Annotated in this window: 15 protein-coding genes; 3 read left to right on the top strand and 12 right to left on the bottom strand. The window is 50.8% G+C overall.

Features of this window, described 5'->3' with window-relative positions; all coding sequences use genetic code 11:
• The first annotated feature begins 139 nt into the window (after positions 1-139).
• Positions 140-1,834 carry a BCCT family transporter gene (locus ACJJI3_RS05490; protein WP_444941779.1) on the top strand — a complete coding sequence of 565 codons (1,695 nt, stop codon included), beginning with the start codon at positions 140-142 and terminating at the stop codon, positions 1,832-1,834.
• A 27-nt stretch (positions 1,835-1,861) separates the two neighbouring features.
• Here the strand turns inward: ACJJI3_RS05490 and ACJJI3_RS05485 are convergent, their stop codons facing one another.
• Positions 1,862-2,833 (bottom strand): M15 family metallopeptidase, encoded by a 972-nt coding sequence (locus ACJJI3_RS05485; RefSeq protein WP_413665765.1) that lies wholly within the window; start codon positions 2,831-2,833, stop codon positions 1,862-1,864.
• Between the two features lie 227 nt (positions 2,834-3,060).
• Between ACJJI3_RS05485 and ACJJI3_RS05480 the strand changes: the two genes are divergently transcribed.
• Complete coding sequence (locus ACJJI3_RS05480; RefSeq protein ID WP_444941778.1) at positions 3,061-4,728, top strand: BCCT family transporter; 1,668 nt, start codon at positions 3,061-3,063, stop codon at positions 4,726-4,728.
• Between the two features lie 55 nt (positions 4,729-4,783).
• Here the strand turns inward: ACJJI3_RS05480 and ACJJI3_RS05475 are convergent, their stop codons facing one another.
• From ACJJI3_RS05475 to ectA, 11 genes are all read right to left on the bottom strand, one after another.
• Positions 4,784-5,497, bottom strand: coding sequence for a TorF family putative porin (locus ACJJI3_RS05475; protein ID WP_444908330.1), 714 nt, complete (start codon positions 5,495-5,497; stop codon positions 4,784-4,786).
• Between the two features lie 63 nt (positions 5,498-5,560).
• A complete protein-coding gene (locus ACJJI3_RS05470; RefSeq protein ID WP_444941777.1) occupies positions 5,561-6,778 on the bottom strand; it encodes a BCCT family transporter in 1,218 nt (405 codons plus the stop codon).
• A 123-nt stretch (positions 6,779-6,901) separates the two neighbouring features.
• On the bottom strand, positions 6,902-8,575 hold the full coding sequence (betA, locus tag ACJJI3_RS05465; protein WP_444941776.1) for a choline dehydrogenase: 1,674 nt from the start codon (positions 8,573-8,575) through the stop codon (positions 6,902-6,904).
• A 12-nt stretch (positions 8,576-8,587) separates the two neighbouring features.
• Positions 8,588-10,051: a betaine-aldehyde dehydrogenase gene (betB, locus tag ACJJI3_RS05460; RefSeq protein ID WP_444941775.1), complete on the bottom strand. Its 1,464-nt coding sequence runs from the start codon at positions 10,049-10,051 to the stop codon at positions 8,588-8,590.
• A 531-nt stretch (positions 10,052-10,582) separates the two neighbouring features.
• Positions 10,583-12,001, bottom strand: a complete 1,419-nt coding sequence (locus tag ACJJI3_RS05455; protein WP_444941774.1) for a sodium/proline symporter — start codon at positions 11,999-12,001, stop codon at positions 10,583-10,585.
• A 67-nt stretch (positions 12,002-12,068) separates the two neighbouring features.
• Positions 12,069-12,986, bottom strand: a complete 918-nt coding sequence (locus tag ACJJI3_RS05450) for a TPR end-of-group domain-containing protein (protein ID WP_444941773.1) — start codon at positions 12,984-12,986, stop codon at positions 12,069-12,071.
• Complete coding sequence (locus tag ACJJI3_RS05445; RefSeq protein WP_444941772.1) at positions 12,971-14,401, bottom strand: aspartate kinase; 1,431 nt, start codon at positions 14,399-14,401, stop codon at positions 12,971-12,973. The genes ACJJI3_RS05450 and ACJJI3_RS05445 overlap by 16 nt, the downstream gene beginning before the upstream one ends.
• A 62-nt stretch (positions 14,402-14,463) precedes the next feature.
• Positions 14,464-15,381 carry an ectoine hydroxylase gene (thpD, locus tag ACJJI3_RS05440; RefSeq protein WP_444941771.1) on the bottom strand — a complete coding sequence of 306 codons (918 nt, stop codon included), beginning with the start codon at positions 15,379-15,381 and terminating at the stop codon, positions 14,464-14,466.
• Between the two features lie 24 nt (positions 15,382-15,405).
• Entirely contained in the window at positions 15,406-15,810 is a 405-nt protein-coding gene (locus ACJJI3_RS05435) for an ectoine synthase (RefSeq protein ID WP_444941770.1), read from the bottom strand.
• A 110-nt stretch (positions 15,811-15,920) separates the two neighbouring features.
• The gene (ectB, locus tag ACJJI3_RS05430) at positions 15,921-17,216 is read right to left on the bottom strand and encodes a diaminobutyrate--2-oxoglutarate transaminase (protein WP_444941769.1); all 1,296 of its coding nucleotides are present in this window, start codon (positions 17,214-17,216) and stop codon (positions 15,921-15,923) included.
• 11 nt (positions 17,217-17,227) lie between these two features.
• Positions 17,228-17,737, bottom strand: a complete 510-nt coding sequence (ectA, locus tag ACJJI3_RS05425) for a diaminobutyrate acetyltransferase (protein ID WP_444941768.1) — start codon at positions 17,735-17,737, stop codon at positions 17,228-17,230.
• Positions 17,738-18,186: 449 nt separating this feature from the next.
• Here ectA and ACJJI3_RS05420 point away from each other — a divergent pair, with 449 nt between their 5' ends.
• Positions 18,187-18,747: a MarR family winged helix-turn-helix transcriptional regulator gene (locus ACJJI3_RS05420; protein WP_444941767.1), complete on the top strand. Its 561-nt coding sequence runs from the start codon at positions 18,187-18,189 to the stop codon at positions 18,745-18,747.
• Positions 18,748-18,858 lie beyond the last annotated feature (111 nt).

Raw genomic sequence — 18,858 nt, 5'->3', positions numbered from 1 at the left:
GTAAGAGCAAATTTAGCTGTAGTTGATCTACCTATCCTTATATAAGTCCTACTCACTAACACCGCATAATAAAGTTCCTTATATAAAGTCCCCCTTGCTTTTATTTGCCGCGGTTCATAAGGCATTTGGGAGGCAAGTGTTGTCCAATCATTTCAGAGAAATCATCGATAAACCCACGTTTTTTGGTTCGCTGGCGCTGTTGTTGGCAGTGACAATCCCACTGGTGCTGTTCCCCGAAGTTGGTGCCGCCTGGGTTTTAGCCGCTAAAGGTTTCGTCACTGACAAGCTGGGGGTTTTCTATCTGGCACTGGGTGTCGGGGCAATTCTCTTTATGGTCTATATCGTGTTTAGTGATATCGGCCAGATCAAGCTGGGAACACCTGAAGAAAACCCTGAGTTCTCCACCATATCCTGGGCATCAATGCTGTTTTGTGCCGGCATCGGTGCATCGATTCTCTATTGGTCTATGGTCGAGTGGATCTACTATTACCAAACCCCACCTTTCCAGGTTGAAGGAGGCACCCCCGAAGCTGCGCGCTGGGCAGTTGCCTACGGTATTTTTCACTGGGGCCCGCTGGCGTGGTCCATCTACCTGATTCCCGCTCTGCCAATTGCCTACTTCTACTACGTTAGAAATCACAGCGTGCTGAAAATTAGCGAGGCACTGATGCCCGTTTTGGGGGAGCAGCGCGCCCAGGGCGGACTCGGCAAGCTGATCAACGTGCTGTTTATCTTTGGTATGTTGGGCGGCGGTGCTACGACCTTGGGAATTGCTGCGCCGCTGATCACTCAGGGGGCTCATGAACTCTTGGGCGTGCCCACCGGGCTGGGAACCCAGGTTGTAGTGCTGATGATATGCACGGCAATCTTCGGCTATAGCGCTTTTGTTGGGCTTAAGAAGGGTATCCGCGCACTTTCCAACCTGAATATGTGGCTGTCTATTGTACTGCTTCTGTTTGTTTTCCTGGTTGGCCCCACCTTATTTATGTTGAACACCGGCTTGGATGCCCTGGGTCGTGTCTTGGATAACATCTTCCATATGGCCGCCTGGACTGAGCCATTTGCAGAGTTTGAGCAGTTCCCGGATACCCATTTTCCCCAAGACTGGACCATCTTCTATTGGGCGTGGTGGTTGGTTTTCGCTCCCAGTGTCGGCTTGTTTATTGCGCGTATCTCACGGGGGAGGACCATTAAGACCATGGTGGTTGGCTCCATTTTTTATGGCACCTTAGGCTGTTTCCTGTTTTTTATGGTGCTGGGGAATTACGGCGTCTACTTACAGTTTTCCGGTGAGCTGGATGTGGTGGGGATGCTAAATGAGCAGGGCGCAACCGCTGCAATTTTTGCCACACTCAAGACACTTCCCGGCAGTAAACTGGTGATTCTGGTATATACGGTGCTCGCCCTCATCTTTACTGCAACTACATTCGATTCCATCTCATACATTCTTGCCGCTGTTGTGCAGAAAGAGGTCGATGAAGAGCCAGCTAGATGGAACCGCCTGTTCTGGGCATTTGCGCTTTCACTGATGCCGATAACGCTGCTGTTTTTGGGCGGCCTGGATACGCTGCAAACTGCCAGCGTGATCGGTGGCGTGCCGCTTTTAGTTGTTGCTTTGCTGCTGTGCATATCGATTGTGAAAGCCGCTCACTATGACCTGCGCTACCAGCCGAGCTATGAAGAGAAGGAAATCTATATTGAAGAGTTTCCAGAGGATGATCCGTGGACAGAAGAGGGGAATTGGGAGGTTCCGGCCCAGACGGAGCACGGCGTATCCCACGATGACAAACCCCATATAGAGGGCGATCCGGGAAGCCATCCGTCTCGACTTTAATAGTTGGGCAGCAGGAGGAGGCCGTTTTCACTCCTGCTCTCCATCAAATTCTGATACCACTTTATCGACACAATGTTTTCTGAGGTGAGTAGCGCTTTTTATCGAGTTGCTCTCCTCAAAACAGAGATTCAATTGCTGTGTATATCGGTTAAATAGTTGTTTTGCACTCTCCTTTGGCAAAGTTACAAGGCGGTTAATGAATTGACGGGAACCAACCTGGAAGTGCATATAGTCAATCGGGACATTCCAGTCTCCACCCCAGACAACGAAGCCATGCCTGGCAAAGATTGTGGTTACATCTTCAGACATCCCCATGCGGGTTGGCTTTCCCGGGCGAAACTTTGCCCGGTTTAAATATCCTTCTGTTGCATCCTTAGGGATTACTTTGGCTCGGGTGTGTTTATCAATATACAGGTAGGGATTTTGTAGGGGGTTAATATCAATAGCAACACCATAAGCATGCTCAGACCATCTGCTTCCGCCAGTAATAGGCCGGGAATCAAAAGCCAGTGTGTTGTTTCGATCATCTGCCATTCGCTCTTGCAGAGTAAAATATTCAACAGGAATGGCTGACTGTATTGGAAAGCGAGATCGGTAGATCTCGCCAAATAGAGACAGGACGTTCTCGGCAACGATATCAAGTACAACAACAGCGCCTCTGCGGTATAGATCAGCTTCGATGCCAACATTATCCTGAGCAGGCGGATCTAAGAGAGGCGTATAGTTGAAGACGACTCTCTTCAGCCTTTCACAGCCAATAGGGGAGTTGTTCCGAAGAACCTGCCGGAGCTTCATCAGCTCACAGTCTTCTTGGGAAATGTCGTAAATCCCTGTCTTTGCTTCAGGTTCAAAATCATTAACATCGATATTCCTATCCTGGTCCTTGGTGCATGCAAATAGCGCCAGGCCCGCAATGGCGGCGAAAGCCTTCTTATATATATCGCTTCTCTGTATTCCTTTGGGAAAGCCCCGTTTCAAATAGTATTTGAGTATGCACATCCTGTTCACACTTGAATTGCATTTGGCCTGTTAAATCAGTACTCAAAAGGATGCTAATCACGTCATGCCAGCGGTTGGTAAATGGCAGTGCAGTGCTCGCCTTAAAGATTGGCGTCTTTAGTTTCAGCAACTTTGTTCCGGCTGGTCAAAAAATAGCCAGACTGTAGTTAATTTAGCTCCCAACTCCTTCCCGTTTTGTAAGAACATCTTTTCAGAAGGAACCCTTGTTGAATAAGGGAACAAAGGATCTCATAGACAAGCCCACCTTTTGGGGCTCTTTTGCATTGCTACTAGTGGTGACAGTGCCCTTAATCCTCTTTCCCGAGGCGGGTTCTTTATGGTTATTGGCAGCTAAAGATCTGGTGACAGAGAAGTTGGGGGTCTTTTATCTCCTGCTAGGCCTAGGTGCGATGTTATTTGTGCTGTATATCGCCTTTAGTGATATTGGCAGGATAAAGTTGGGAGGGGGGAAAGAGGGCCCCGAATTCTCAACTCTATCCTGGGCTGCCATGTTGTTTTCTTCCGGTATTGGCGCCTCTATTTTGTATTGGTCGATGGTTGAATGGATCTACTATTACCAACAGCCGCCGTTCCAGGTTCAAGCAAGCTCAGCTGAAGCTGCGCGATGGGCAGTTTCCTACGGTATCTTTCACTGGGGGCCACTGGCTTGGTCTATCTATCTAATCCCCGCACTGCCAATTGCCTATTACTACTATGTGCGTAAACGCAAGGTTCTAAAGTTAAGCCAAGCGCTCGCGCCAGTATTGGGTGATCGTAGAGTGAGTGGGCACATTGGTAAGCTTATCGATACTTCTCTGGTATTTGGCATGCTAGGAGGTGCGGCTACACGGCTTGGTATCGCAGCGCCGCTGATTACTTTGGGATTGCACAAGCTATTTGGAATTCCTACTGGGGTGGGATTTCAGGTCGGGGTGCTGATATTTTGTGCGCTATTGTTTGGTTATTGTGCTCTTGTCAGGGTAAAGCAGGGCCTTAGCGTTCTATCAAACTTTACAATTTTTCTCTCGCTTGCCTTGCTGCTCTTCGTGTTTATCGCAGGGCCGACACTATTTATGCTCAATAGTGGGTTGGATTCCCTGGGTAGAGCGCTGCAGAACTTCTTGCAAATGGCCACTTGGACTGAGTCCTTCTCTCATTTTCAACAATTCCCCAACACTCGTTTTCCTCAAGATTGGACCATCTTCTATTGGGCTTGGTGGTTGGTGTTTGCACCGAGTATTGGTTTGTTTATAGCGCGTATCTCTGGAGGTCGGACTATCAAGGAGATGATTCTTGGATCACTATTTTTTGGAACTTTTGGCTGCTTCTTGTTTTTTATGGTGCTAGGCAACTACGGCGTTTACTTGCATTTTTCGGGCGAGCTGGACTTGGTGCAAATACTAAATCAGCAGGGGGCCAATACCGTGATCTTTGCCGTTTTGGATAAGTTGCCGGCGAGCCAGTTAGTTGTGTTGCTGTATACGCTGATCGCACTGGTTTTTACGATCATTACTTTTGATTCCATATCTCATATTCTTGCCGCCGTTGTGCAGAAAGAAGTCCATGGCGAGCCGCTTCGGTGGAATCGAATTTTCTGGGCCTTCGCGCTGGCAGTAATGCCTATTGCCTTGTTGCTCATTGGGGGGCTGGAAGCGTTGCAGGCGGCAAGCATTATCGCCGGTGTCCCTTTGCTGCTGATTGCCCTCTTGCTGTGTATCTCAATGGTTAAAGTTGCACGGCATGACTTGAATTTGCACCCTGTTATCCTTGAAAGGGAAATCGTTTTGGAAGGGGTGACTGAGGAAGGTGCCTGGAGTGGGAATACTGAATCAGGGCAAGTTGTGATGAAATCTGCAGAGAAGTCTGGCCAGGACGGAAAAGAAGAAACACCCTAAGAGCAGACTAGTAAGATATGCCGGGGCTATCTAAAGCCCCGGCTGCACTTATAGTTTAAAGGCTAAAAGTGCGGGCAACAGAGAAGACGATACGCTCGTCAGCAGTGCCTGAGTCGAGAGTGGTATTCTCGGCGGCAATATTGAAATCAAAACCCTCCAGGGAAGTCATATACTCCACTCGGTAGTGGTTGTAAGATTTTTTACCTTCCCAGGTCCAGTTGTCTTTATTGACGGTTGTAGAGCGGTCAGCACTGAAGCGAACGTTGTGTCCTTCTGCAAACTCAAAGGTATGGGCCAGCATCATAATGTAGTGGCCGCCACCCTGGCCAAAGTAATCCCAGCTGTACCAGCCATTGACTTCTGATTCGCCTAGAGCAGAGCTGTAGCCAAGCTTGGCATAAGCTTCCGGGTAAGCGTACTCTTCAGAAAGGTCACTATCACCGTGATAGGTGTAATAAGCGAGTCCAGTGTCCAGGCTTACTTTATCGGTAAGCTGCATGAACTTACCTGCATAGAAATCCCACTCCAGGTTGGTATCGTCATCTTCACCGAAGTCTACGTTGGAAGCCCAGGTGCCGATATACCAGCCGTTATCGAACCCGTAGTCCAGACTGGCTTGCAGTGCTGGGTCGTTTTGAGTCTGACTGACGCCGTTAAAGGTGTAGTCAGTAGTCAGATTAACAGTAGAAGACAGCTCCGCTTGGGATTGTTGGGCAAGCACCAGCAGGGAAGCACAGGTCAGTGCAGAAAGTTTCAAAGTTGATTTCATTGTTCAAATACCACTTATTTATATTTTGTAGCCCCCGCCAAACCAGGCGGGGGATTTCAACAGTTAGCTCGCCAGTTCGATCTTGCTAAAGTCGATCTTGTTTTCTTTAGGCGAGGAGTCGATAGCTGCTACCGCCCCGAAGCGTTTCACCAGGATGTAACCCAGGCAGCAGAAGAAAATGCCAATTACCAGGGCACCGATCCACTGGATTTGCAGGAAGTCGAGCTTGAACAGTAGGGTGAGCAGGCTCATTGCTGCCAGGTTCAGTACGAAGTATTTCCACTTGCCCAGACGCGCAACGGTCATACCCAGGTTGTCGGTGTACAGGCGAATCAGGGAGTCCAGTGAGTTGATCACGAAAGTAACACCCACAATGATCATGGCCAGGTTATAGAAGCCAGTAGTATCCAGGCCCTGGCTGGAGTAGTAGTAAAGCACGGTGAACCACAGTGCGATGGGGATGGATGGGAAGATCAGCATCGCCGCCAGCACTTGGTAAGTGCGCAGACCGCCCACAAAGCGGGAGGTAAACTGGCCAATCATAATGCTCCAGGCAAACCACCAGAACAGGTAGAACTCGTGGTAGTCATTCAGCGGCAGCACGAACTGGTGGATATTGCCGAAGTAACCGCCGAGCAGCGCAAAGGTGGAAGCGAAGTCGCCAACGCTACCGTTCTCACCGGTAAAGGCGCCTACCCACATTACCGCGATCAGGCCAATAAACATCCAGGTAGTCGCCAGGCTGAGGAAGCGCACATAGCGCAGGCTGGTGGATGAGTAGACCGCAGCGGCGATCACGGCAAAGACGATCAGGTAGAAGGTGCCAACAATGGTTTCACCATCGCCAACCTGTGGCAGATACCAGGGCAGGTTGCTAAGCAGCAGGTAGGCGGTAAACGCGCAGGTACCGATAATCACCACGTTGTTGATCAGCTTTACCAGGCCGATCTCAAAGAATTTAACTTTGGGCTCGATAATGCAGAAGTAAAAACAGGTGAGGAAGTAGAAACCCCAGATCAGGAAGGCCCAAAAACCAAACTCAATCGCGAGTGCGTTGGTGAAGCCGTATTCTGGGTTTGCGGTTAGGTCTGCGTAGCCACCGAACTCGGTGAGGGGGAACATGATAAGGCCTACATCGAGGCCGGAGGTGAAAAGGATCGCTATAAAAGTGAAGGTTTTAACCGGGGTCACCCCGACCATCTTCACATTTCCCCATTTAATCAGCGAGAAAATTATTGCCGTGAAGGTAAATAATAATCCCGCAGAAAGCCAAGCTGTCATGCTGAGTCTCCAGCTAGTTATTGGTATGCCGGCGCCCCTCAAGGGCGTTGCTGTGCGAGATTTGAGTATCCCCGTCGCGGTTGAAGGGGGCAGTCAAATCTCTGCCAGAGCGCCGACGAAAAATCAGCTCACTGAGCGCGCAGGGCGGCCAGGTCGCTGAGTGCTGGTAGCTTTGGTCGCTACCGGTGCCTCGGAGGGCGCTAATACAGCGCGCCCTAAAATCAGGTCAGCAGCCCGCTCCGCCACCATAATGGTGGGCGCATTCAGGTTGCCGTTGGGAATGGTCGGAAAGATGGAGGAATCTACAACTCTCAAGCCCTGCAATCCGTGTACACGGGTTTCCGGGTCTACCACTGCCATTGCATCAGTGCCCATCTTGCAGGAGCAGGATGGGTGGTAAGCACTCTCGACGGATTCCCGTACGAAAGCGTCAATTTGTTCATCAGTCTGGATATCGGTGCCGGGCTGGATTTCATCGCCTCGGTATTCGTCGAAAGCTGGCTGATTGATAATCTCGCGAGTCAGTCGCACGCAAGCGCGAAAACCCTCAATATCCTCTTTCTCCTGTAAATAATTAAACAGGATGGAAGGGGATTGCTTGGGATCACTGCTCACCACTTTGACTCTGCCGCGACTCTTGGGCTTGTTGTGCCCGATATGTACCTGGAAGCCGTGGCCATCGAAAGCTTCGCGGCCGTCATAGCGCATGGCTGCCGGCAGGAAATGGTATTGCAGGTCCGGCCACTCCACGTTTTCTTTGGAGCGAATAAAACCGCAGGACTCGAAATGGTTGGTGGCTCCGAGACCATCCTTCTTCAGTATCCAACGGGCGCCGATCAGAAATTTATTCCAGGGGTCGAGCTTGCCATTCAGGGAAATCGGCTGGTTGCAGCGGAACTGGAAATAGAACTCCAGATGATCCTGCAAATTTTGGCCGACGCCGGGAAGTTCGTGTTGGAGTTCGATACCGGCTTCTGCCAGTGTGTCGGGATCTCCGATTCCGGAGAGCTGAAGAAGGTGAGGGGAGCCGATGGGACCTGCGCTGAGGATGACTTCCTGCCGCGCCTTGAATTCCAGGATCTTTCCCTTGCGTTCAAGTTTGATTCCGACTGCCCGTTTACCTTCCAGAATCACCTTATGCACAGTGGCGTGGGTCAATACCGTCAAATTGGGGCGTTGCATTGCCGGTTTCAGGTAGGCGTTGGCGGTAGACCAACGCTTTCCATCTTTTACCGTCATATGCATGGGGCCAAAGCCCTCTTGCTGCTCACCGTTGTAATCTGCGGTGTAGTCGTAGCCAGCTTCTTTGCCAGCTTCGATAAAGGCTCCATAAAGGGGGTTGGCCATTTCGTTGCCGTTGTTGACCCCTAGTGGACCTTCGTCGCCACGGTAATCGTCACCGCCGAAAGCCCAGGTCTCAGAGCGTTTAAAGTAGGGCAGGCAGTGGGCGTAGTCCCAACCTTCGGCGCCGTGCTGTGCCCACTCATCAAAGTCTTTAGCGTGCCCGCGCACGTAAACCATCCCGTTAATCGAGGATGAACCCCCGAGCACCTTGCCTCTGGGGCAATGCATGCTGCGGTTATCCAGGTACGGCTCTGGCTCAGTCATAAACTGCCAGGCGTACTTGTCGGTATTCATGGGGATGGACAGCGCGGTGGGCATCTGGATAAAGATGCTGCGATCGCTGCCACCAGTCTCTACCAGGAGGACTTTTTTATCTTCCTGGGCAGACAGGCGGTTGGCCAGAACGCAACCGGCAGAGCCGGCGCCGACAATGATGTAATCAAACTCACTCATACAGGGTACCGCTTAAAATGGACTTTCCAGTGGTGCCAGGCCCACATATACCGCTTTTAGCTGGGTGTAGTGGTTCAGGGTCGCAAGTCCATTTTCGCGTCCGATTCCGGATAACTTGTAGCCGCCCACCGGCATTTCTGCCGGGGAAGCGCCATAGGCGTTCATCCAGCAGATGCCTGCTTGCATCTGGTGAATCACACGGTGGGCGCGGGTGATGTCGCGGGTAAATACGCCGGCGGCGAGACCCAAACGGGTATCGTTGGCGCGGCGGATCACCTCGTCCTCGTCATCAAAGACCAGTACCGACATTACCGGGCCGAAGATCTCTTCGCGGCAGATGGTCATATCGTCATGACAGTCGGTGAATACGGTGGGAGCAACGAAGTAACCGTTAGGTGAATTTTCTGGTGAAAGGGTGTGACCGCCGCAGAACAGGGTCGCGCCTTCCTCTTTACCCTTGCTGATGTAGTCCATTACCAGTTGCTGGTGCTTGGCAGAAATCAGGGCGCCGAAGTTGGTGTCTGGATTCATCGGATCACCGGCAATAATATTTTGCTCAACACGCTCTTTAAGGCGAGCGAGGAACTGATCGTGGATGCTACGGTGTACAAATACCCGGGTACCGTTGGTGCAGATTTCGCCCTGGGTGTAGAAGTTGCCCAGCATGGCAGCAGAAACGGCTTGCTCCAGGTCGGCATCATCAAAGATCACCAGCGGAGATTTGCCACCCAGCTCCATGGTGACTTCTTTCAGGTTGGAAGCCGCTGCGGCCATCACTTTCTTGCCGGTACCTACTTCGCCAGTAAAAGATACCTTAGCTATATCCGGGTGGTTGGTCAGCCAGGCGCCGACCTTGCCGTCACCCTGGATTACGTTGAACACACCAGGAGGCATGCCTGCTTCAATAAAAATTTCGGCCAGCTTCAAAGCACCTTTGGGGGTTTCTTCGGAAGGCTTGAAGATCATGGCGTTACCGCAGGCCAGGGCCGGGGCGGCTTTCCAGCAAGCGATTTGTAAGGGGTAGTTCCAGGCACCGATTCCGGCGCAGATGCCCAGGGGCTCGCGGCGGGTGTAGTAGAAGTCCTCACCGACTTGCTGCTGATTGCCTTCAATGCCTGCAGCCAGGCCGGCAAAGAATTCGATGGAGTCGGCCCCAGTCACTACGTCCACAACACTGGCTTCCTGCCAGGGCTTTCCGGTATCAGCCACTTCGATAGCTGCCAGTTCGTCGTTGCGCTCGCGCAGCAGTGCTACTGCTTTCAGCAGGATGCGACTGCGCTCGATCGGCATCATCGCTGACCACTGGGCAAAACCGCGCTTGGCGCTCTCGATGGTTTCTGCCAATACCTTTTCGTCGGCAGCCTCAACCTGATAGCTGACTTCGTTGGTCGCCGGGTTATATACATCAAAGCACTCGCCGCTCTCATTCGACAGGTAGCGGCCGTCTACAAAATTCCGTTGTTTGTCCAGTGACATCTGTCTCTCCATACTGCTTTAACAGAGGGTCAGTCGGTTGTTCGTTGGCGATGGACTTGAAGGGCGCAATGGGCCGATCGAGAAGGTCCAGTCATCATAAAAAAGGGCCGGTCTGACGAAGACATTTGCCCCTAATCGTCAGATTCCAGCCCGGGCTCGATAATCGTTTATCGAGCGATATGACACAAAATGTAACATATTTTTAATTTGAACTCTAATTGTTAGCACTCAATGCAACAAAGCTGGCGGATTCGTAGGAGGATTTATTTTTCAGCGACTACAGAGTTAATCCGTATTTTCAAGGGTTAAAAGTGGGCTGGGTTGGGCCAAAAATCTCATTTGAACTCTATAAAAAGCACTGTATGAATTTTGTCCAATCCGACTATCTTGGGGTCAAGTCAGGTGCCCGAAAGGCAGGGGCTTCGGGCGGCAGGAGATAGGATTTGTCGCTTTTTTGGGGGAGGAGGCTTTAGCTGGTGAAGGTCTGGCAGGTGGGGAGGCTCTACCTCCCCAGAATTACGTTGAGTGAATTTAACTGTTTGCCTCGCGTAAAGTGGAGGTTTGGCGGTTCAGGCTGGCCAGATATAGCACTGCTAACCCAGCTGCAATACCCGGCAATCCCTCATAGATCACGCCGTGATACCCCAGTAGCCGCCAGGTAATCGCTGCTGTAAAGCCGATAATCACTGCTGCGATAGCGGTTGCCTGGGATGGCTTACCCCCAAAACACAATACCAGGAGTAGGGGGCCAAATGCGCTGGCAAGTCCCGACCAAGCGAAAATAACCAGGCTGAACACACTTTGGCTGTTGGCGAGCGCCAACAGCAATGCGCCGCCGGTTATCGCAACTGTGACAAGCTTGAGAAACCAGGTTTTTTCAATCTTGTGCGGAAGAATATCGTGGGTAATGGCTGCGGAGCAGCTGAGAAGCAGGGAGTCTGCGGTGGACATGGTTGCGGCAAAGATACCAGCCAGGATCAGCCCAACAAAAACAGGGGGCAACAAATCCATAGCCATGGTGGGAAGAGCAAGCTCCGCATCAAAGCTCCCTGTGTCAGCAATAAAGACTCTGGATAGCAGGCCGACCCCGGTGGCCATACAATAGAAAAGGATGAACCACAGATAGTACCAGGCCCTTGCCCGGTTCATCTTGCTGGAATCCTTCAGGGTCATAAATCGAACCATAACGTGGGGTTGTCCAATCACAGACAATCCAGCAAACCCCCAACTGATCACAAAGAGTATCACCCCGCCCCAGCCCGCAAAGGCGAGCCCTTCGGGAAACCAATGGGTAAAACCTTCAATAGCCTGCATTTGTATCGCCGCACTGGTGATGCCACCCAAGTTGGCAAGGGCGACGGCTAGAAGTGCTGCCATAGCCCCCATCATAACGATGGATTGGGCTGCATCAGTCCAAATGGACGCGCGGATGCCGCCAGCTAAACAGTAGAGGCATACAAGCACAGCTCCAACTACAGCACCGGACCACAGGGGCCAATCCAGCAGTACGTGCAGGGCTTTGCTGCCGGCAACCATTTGGGCAGAGGCATAAGTTAGTAAAAACAGCAGGGAAATGATGCCGATCAGGCGCTGCAGGACTGAGTACTTCTGTCCGTGCCAGTTACTGAGAACACCTGCGTAGCTGACTTCACCACTTGAACTGGTAGCGGTCCTCAATCGCTTGTGTACATAGAGGGAGGCCAGAAAATCACCGGCAATCCACCCCACCATCAACCAGATGGAGGCCAACCCAGTGGTGTAGGTATAGCCGATAACCCCGATAAACATATAACCGCTATTGTTCGTTGCCACGGCAGACAACCCCACCAGCCAAGGGGAGATGCCACTGCTGGCAAGGTAATAGTCAGCTTTGGTTTGACGGCTGAACATCGCAGAAGAGAGGCCGATCAGAGTGAACAAAAGTAAAAAACCAAGAAATGAATAGATCATCGGCAATCCTATTATTTTTATCCCGTATTATTTTATGGGTTGGTCTTCAGAGGTTATCCGAATATTTCTAGCTCCCCTTGCCACCACTTTGCGGCGAGGGAGTATTGGCAATAACCTGGTCGAGCTCCTCAAATACTTCACTTTCCGCTAGAGGCTGTAAGGCACTATCAACCAGGATTTCATCGCGGTAGCTTTCCCGCCTTTTAATGGCTTCCGCCAGATAACGCAGCGCTTCATCAAATTGGCCCATGGCAGTATGGGCGCAAGCCAGTTGGTAAAAGGCATGGCTGTTATCCGGGTCAATACCCAGGGCCTGGTGACAAAGATTGGCGGCCCACTGGGGTTCATTAAGCTCCAGCACTGCATCAGCCTTATAGGTAAGGGCTTCTACATCTTCGTGACGGAGGCGCAGAATCTCGTCGTAAATGGCAATTTTATTGGCCACTGAGGATTCCTGTTGGGCGCGCAGCCACAGGGACTGTACTTCCTGGGTTAGCTCGATTTCCTCGCGGTTTTCTTCAATATGTTGTGTTTTCTGTTGAAGCTGCTTCTCTATAACTTCCAAGCGTTTTTCGTATTCCTGGACCAGCTTTGAGATCTCCTCATCGGCCAGGGAGTGTACCCGCTCTTTAATGTCCTGGAATGACCGCCAGCCAACTAAAACCAAAATTGAAGTGGCGGCGGCTATCAAGTAGAAAAAGTAGGTAACCGTATCAGTTGCGTAGGCTACGGCTCGATCGACAGAGTTGTGTTCACGATCGACAATTTGCTGAATCAATTCCTGCTTGGCATTAGCCTGATCGATTCGCAGCTGCTTAATTTCGTCGAGCATATAGCGCTCGACGAAGGGTGTGTATAAGGGCTTCTCAAGGGTGTCGACCTCGCTTTGCGCACTGTCTTTTTTCTTTTCTTCCGTTTCCTGGGAAATAGAGGTGGCGGAAGTAAATAAAAAGAGCAGGGCACAAAGGCTCAGGATGCGAGGCATATCGCCGTCCCGTGATTGTAAATTTCTACCAGTGCCTCGTGTAGTGTCCGAACGGCTGCGTCATAGTCTGGCTCGTTAACGATGAACTGCATATCCACATGACGCAGGGACTGGTGCATGGCGAGCACGCGGATATTGCTTTTGGACATCGACTGCACCGCTTTGGCCAACACGCCGGGGATTTGCATATCGCTACCAATGGCTGAAACTATGGCGACTTTGCGCTGGTTTAGTTCGGCTTCGGGAAAATGCTCTTCCAATGCAACCTGAATCCGCTTGATTGTTTTCAAGTTGGTGGAGAGGAAGTGGGTAAGGGTATTGGCATTAGTGTTTTTGGAAATAATATGGGCTTTGAAGCGCTTGATCACCAGTAGCACTTCGCGATCATAATCGTGGATGCTGCCCGCCATATCCTGGTCAAACAACTCCAGGGCGTAAACCCCTTTACAGCCTGCAATAATTTCCACTCGTGGAGAGTCGCTGATGTAGTCACCAGTAATCAGGGTGCCGGCGTGCTCGGGCTCGAAGGTATTTTTCACCCTGAGAGGGATATTTTGTTGGCGCAGCCCCTTGGCGGCTTTGGGGTGAATCGCTTCCATCCCCAGGTTTGCCAGTTGGTCGGCCACATCGTAGTTGGTGCGGCCGATGGGCACTGCATTTCCCTCTCCCACCAGACGGGGATCTGCACTGCTCAGGTGGAACTCTTTGTGAATCACCGCCTCCTTTGCCCCGGTGAGGACGGCGAGACGACTGAAAGTCATCTCGCTATAGCCCCGATCAAACGAGATCAGCAGGCCCTTATCGCTATGGGCATAGCCGGTAACAATAGGCAGCTGTTTGCTTAAGTCGATAGTGGCAAAGGCATCCCGGATACGCTCATCCAGGGGAATGTGCTTGTTGGTGCGCCAGCCAGTCAGGTCGACAAAGCAGGCATTTACACCATCCCGCTGCAACAGTTTTGAAGTGTTCCATGCGCTGTGGGCCTCACCGAGGCTGGCTAACATCTCCCTTACCGTGCCCAAGTGGGCGTCGAGGGAGAAGTGGCCGTGCTGACAGAGGCTTTGCAGGTCTCTCAGGCATTTTTTCGCGCTCTCCAGCCTTTCATCCAAAAACAGGTTCGCTTCCGCGAGAAGATCGCCATGCCCGAAAAGGCGTTCGTTGATTTGCCGCAGTGCTGCCCGAAGCTCATTAAACTTAACCAGCCAGCTATCGTCCTCAATGCTGCTGGAGAAGAGGGCATAAATACCTGGTTGACCACTTTTCTTGTGCTCTAGAAGCAAGTCAGTAATACCGCCGTAGGCAGAGACTACAAAAACACGATTGTAGATCCCCTTGGAGTCACCTTTGATAATATTATCCCGGACCGCTTCGTAGTCCGTCATAGAGGTGCCGCCAATCTTTTCTATCGTATGCATCGTCTCTTACTGGTCCTTCTTTCTCTTAAAAACTGGGTGAGTGCTTTGAATTGAGATTTGCTTCAGATAGTAGAAATTGATTTCCTCGCACAGATGTATTCCGGCCTGGGAGGCAAGCCGCAAAACGGAGCCTCCACCTTGTTGCTCAGGGCATTAAAAACAAAAAACAAATTAGACCTCGGGTCGGGGCTGATATTGCTGCTGGAGCCATGCATTAAGTTACAGTCAAACACAACAATGCTGCCGGGCTTGCCTGTAATAGCTGATATTCCGCCATTGGATACCAGGGATCTCAAATGGCTATCTGAGGGAATACCAAGTTCTTGCTTTTTCAGTGAGCTGAGGTAGTTCCGTTTTGGCGTTTCCCCATCGCAAGCAATGTAATGGTGGTGGGACTTGGGAATCAGCATCAATGGGCCATTAAAATGATGATTCTCTGTTAAGGTAATGGAGATGCTGAGTGCCCGCATACGGGGCATGCCATCCTCGACATGCCAGGTTTCAAAATCGGAGTGCCAATAAAAATCTTTCCCGCGAAAACCAGGTTTGTAGTTCGCGCGAGACTGATGAATATAAACCTCATCACCCAAAATACATTTCGCAATACTTGATAGCCGCTGATCCCTGGAAAGCCGGTTAAAAATTTGGCTGCTTTTGTGGATACGAAAGACTGAGCGCACTTCGTTACTTTCAGGCTCGGTGATAATTTCTTCCGATTTTTCAGTGTGTCTGCGCTGTTTAATCTCCGCCAGCTCTTGCGTAAAAAGGTTAATCTCCGCCTGGGAAAACATATTCTCCAGTACAACAAAGCCCTGTTCTGCATAGCGCTTGAGTTGCGATGGTGCCAGTGGGGAGAGGGACTGGCAGTCCCCATACACAATTGGATCTTTGCGCACCCTGGTACCACCCAGAAGGCCCGGTTTTCGGGAGGGGTAGCAATCTTCCCTGGTAACACTTGAGCTATCTGGAAGGTACTTCATGGATACTGCCCTATGACTGACTAATTATTCATCAATCTTGTCAGCCTCAAGTTCGTAGGCTCCCTCAGCATTGTGTACTTCCTTGCCATTCAAAGGCGGATTAAATACACAGGCCATAGTCATTTCTTCAAAGGCTCTTAAAATGTGCCGGTCATGCCTATCGAGAATATAGATAGTTCCAGGTTCGATAAGGTGCTTCTTGCCATCCTCAAGAGTTTCTACCTCGCCTCTGCCGGAAATGCAGTAAACCGCTTCCAAATGGTTTTGATAGTGCATTTGGAAATCAGCATCTGCATAAATAGTGGTGATATGGAAAGAAAAACCCATTCCATCATCTTTAAGCAGGAGTCGGGTGCTCTCCCAGTTGCTATCCGGTGAAACAACCCGGCGGCCGGATTTTTTAGCTTCCTGTAAACTTCTGACAATCATTGGTATTTCGCTGTTTCGTGTGTGTTCGAGTCTGGCTGGTCAGCAATATTCTTAATTTGCAGCCTGCGCAGTTGGATCTTTTGCGTGAGCCTTTCAGAGGCCCTTAAAGTCTAGCAGGCTTCAAAAAAGACTCTTTCCTCAGGCATATCCCGCTCTCCGGCACAGACTTCCCGGATAGCGGATTCAATAATGTCGATCCCTTTTTTAAGGTTTTGATCGGTGATAATCAGTGGGCAAAGGAGCTTAACGATCTGGTCATCGGCTCCGCTGGTTTCAATAATCAGCCCCTGCTTGAATGCGAGTTTGGTGATTTTTCCTGCAAGTTCGCCGCTGATGCAGTCGATACCCTGAAACATACCCCGGCCTTTAGTGGTGAAATTGCCCTCACCATATCGGCTGACAATTTCATTCAAACGCTCGGAAGTGTATTTGCCCTTGCGTTTAATCTCCCGTGAGAAGTTTTCGTCAGACCAGTAATGATCGATAGCGGCTTTCGCAGTTACAAAAGCCAGATTGTTGCCACGGAAAGTGCCGTTGTGCTCACCGGGCTTCCACTGGTCCAGTTCTGGTTTCATTAGCACCAGCGCAAATGGCAGCCCATAGCCGCTGAGGGATTTGGATAGCGTAATGATATCGGGTTCGATACCGGCCTCTTCAAAGCTGAAAAAGTTGCCCGTGCGGCCGCAGCCAGCCTGGATATCATCGACAATAAAAAGTAAGCCGTGTTTTTTGCAGACGGACTGAAGGTTTTTTAGCCACTCGATACTGGCCGCATTGATACCGCCTTCCCCTTGAACTGTCTCAACAATCACTGCTGCAGGAGAATTAATACCGCTGCTGGAATCTGAGAGGACTTTATCGAGGTATTCGGTAGTATCGATATTTTTGCCCAGGTAGTCGTCAAAGGGCATGCGGTGCGTACCATTGAGGCTGACACCGGCAGCATCCCTGTGATGCGAGTTGCCGGTGGCGGCCAGCGAGCCAAGGCTTACGCCATGGAAACCGTTGGTAAAGGTGACGATGTTCTGCTGCCCGGTTACATTGCGGGCAATTTTCATCGCAGCCTCTACCGCATTCGTCCCTGTCGGACCGGTAAACTGCACCACGTACTCCATATTCCGTGGCTTGAGAATTTTCTCATTCAGTGCCTGTAGGAATTCACCCTTGGCCCTGGTGTGCATGTCTAGGCCGTGAGTAATACCATCGGCCTCGATGTAATCTTGCAGTGCCTGCTTGAACAGCGGGTTGTTGTGCCCGTAGTTGAGCGTGCCAGCACCCGCCAGGAAATCCAGATACTGATTTCCCTCCTCATCCCACATCAGCTCGCCTTTTGCGCGATTGAAGACTCGCGGAAAGGAGCGGGCATAGCTTTGCACTTCTGATTCAATCTCATCAAAGATCTTCATGATTTTCTCTTTTATGGTGTTTCTTCGAGGGCGAAAGGCCCGATGCGGACAAGGGTTTCGGAGTCGTGCAGCCCATCAAAGTGGGCTTGAGAGTCCATCCAGGGTGAGGAGTGAAGATCAACCGATAATTTATCGGCGACACTGTGGAAGAGCGCCCAAGACGGCAGGTTGTGTTCTGTAATCGTGGTCTCGATATATCTGACCGAACCACAGTGAGGGCGCTCAAGGATGTGACTTATCATCCGGGAGGCCAGTCCAAGCCCCCGGGCTTTCTCGTCGACGGCCACCTGCCAGACAAAGAGGGTATCTGTACGGTCGGGGATGATATACCCGGAAATAAAGCCCAGCAGCTCTCCATCAACCTCTGCGGCGACTGAGGTGTTGGCGAAATGGCTGCAGTGGAGGAGGTTGCAGTAGCTGGAGTTTGTATCCAGGGGAGGGCAACGTTTGATCAATCGGTAAGTGGCCATCCCATCTTCAATCAATGGACTGCGCAACAAAATATTTTCTGAGCTAGACAAAAAACCTTCCCAACCGACTAAATATTTTTTCACCTCTAAATATTTACCTGCACAAGTGTTGAGCAAATGGCGTAAATATAGCTTTCTAGAGACATTTTTATGCCGGGTTACTAGTAAAAATGCTTTGAACGCTAAATATCGTACACAAATTAAATTCAAAGTCCAGGATGCTTGAGGCGAATCAAGTCACAATATTTGACCTAGAAATGCCTAGATATGTGGGATATACAGCCTATAGGTAGGTAAAAATAATATTTTGAGGTCGATAAAATTTTCTATTGGACATACCGGCTGAGAGATCGCCTGACCATAAAATGGACAGTTTTGTGATGGAGCCTGAGGCTTTTGTGGGGGTGATGTTTCGCAGTCGGGTTATAAGCGTTTAGTGATTGAGGGGTACGGCGATATAATTCCGGCAATCACCCTGACTCCATGATTGAGAGGTAACTTTGAACAGTATCGAACAAGTGCTAGTGGCCCTGCGGCGGGTAATAAGAGCCACGGACCTGCACTCCAAACACCTGGCTAAAACCACCGGCCTAACCGCCCCGCAGGTGTTGTTGCTACAAGCTATTCGCAATAAGGGTGAAGTGACGATCGGCGAGCTGGCCAACGAGGTCAGCCTGAGCCAGGCAACCGTGACCAATATTCTTGACCGCCTGGAGAAGAGAGGCTTAGTTTATCGCCAGCGCTCCCAGGCGGATAAGCGCAAAGTGCATGCTTACCTTACCGAGGAGGCCGCGGAGACTTTGCGCGATGCCCCCATCCCGCTTCAGGACCAATTTGCTCGTCAGTTTGGCGATCTAAAAGACTGGGAGCAAAGCATGATAATTGCTTCTCTACAGCGCGTTGCCCAAATGATGGATGCTCAACATATCGATGCTTCCCCAGTACTGGATATCGGTGTTCTGGATCGCCAGGGTGCCTCAATGGATAAGCCCGCAACGGCACTGGGCTACAGTGACATCCCCGACTCCTCCGACAGAGATAACAGAGATAAAAGTACTTAAGTAGCGACACCGGAGAAGAGCGGTTGTGCACGCATTTAGTGGCCATTACGCCCCTCTACAGCAGTAGAAATTTGTCTAAGCTTGCAGCAGCAAGCTCCCTGTAGCGATCGA

Source organism: Microbulbifer maximicatervae (SeqCode) (assembly GCF_052466985.1).
The sequence above is the reverse complement of the archived record's forward strand: the minus strand, read 5'-3'. Positions and strand labels throughout refer to the sequence as shown.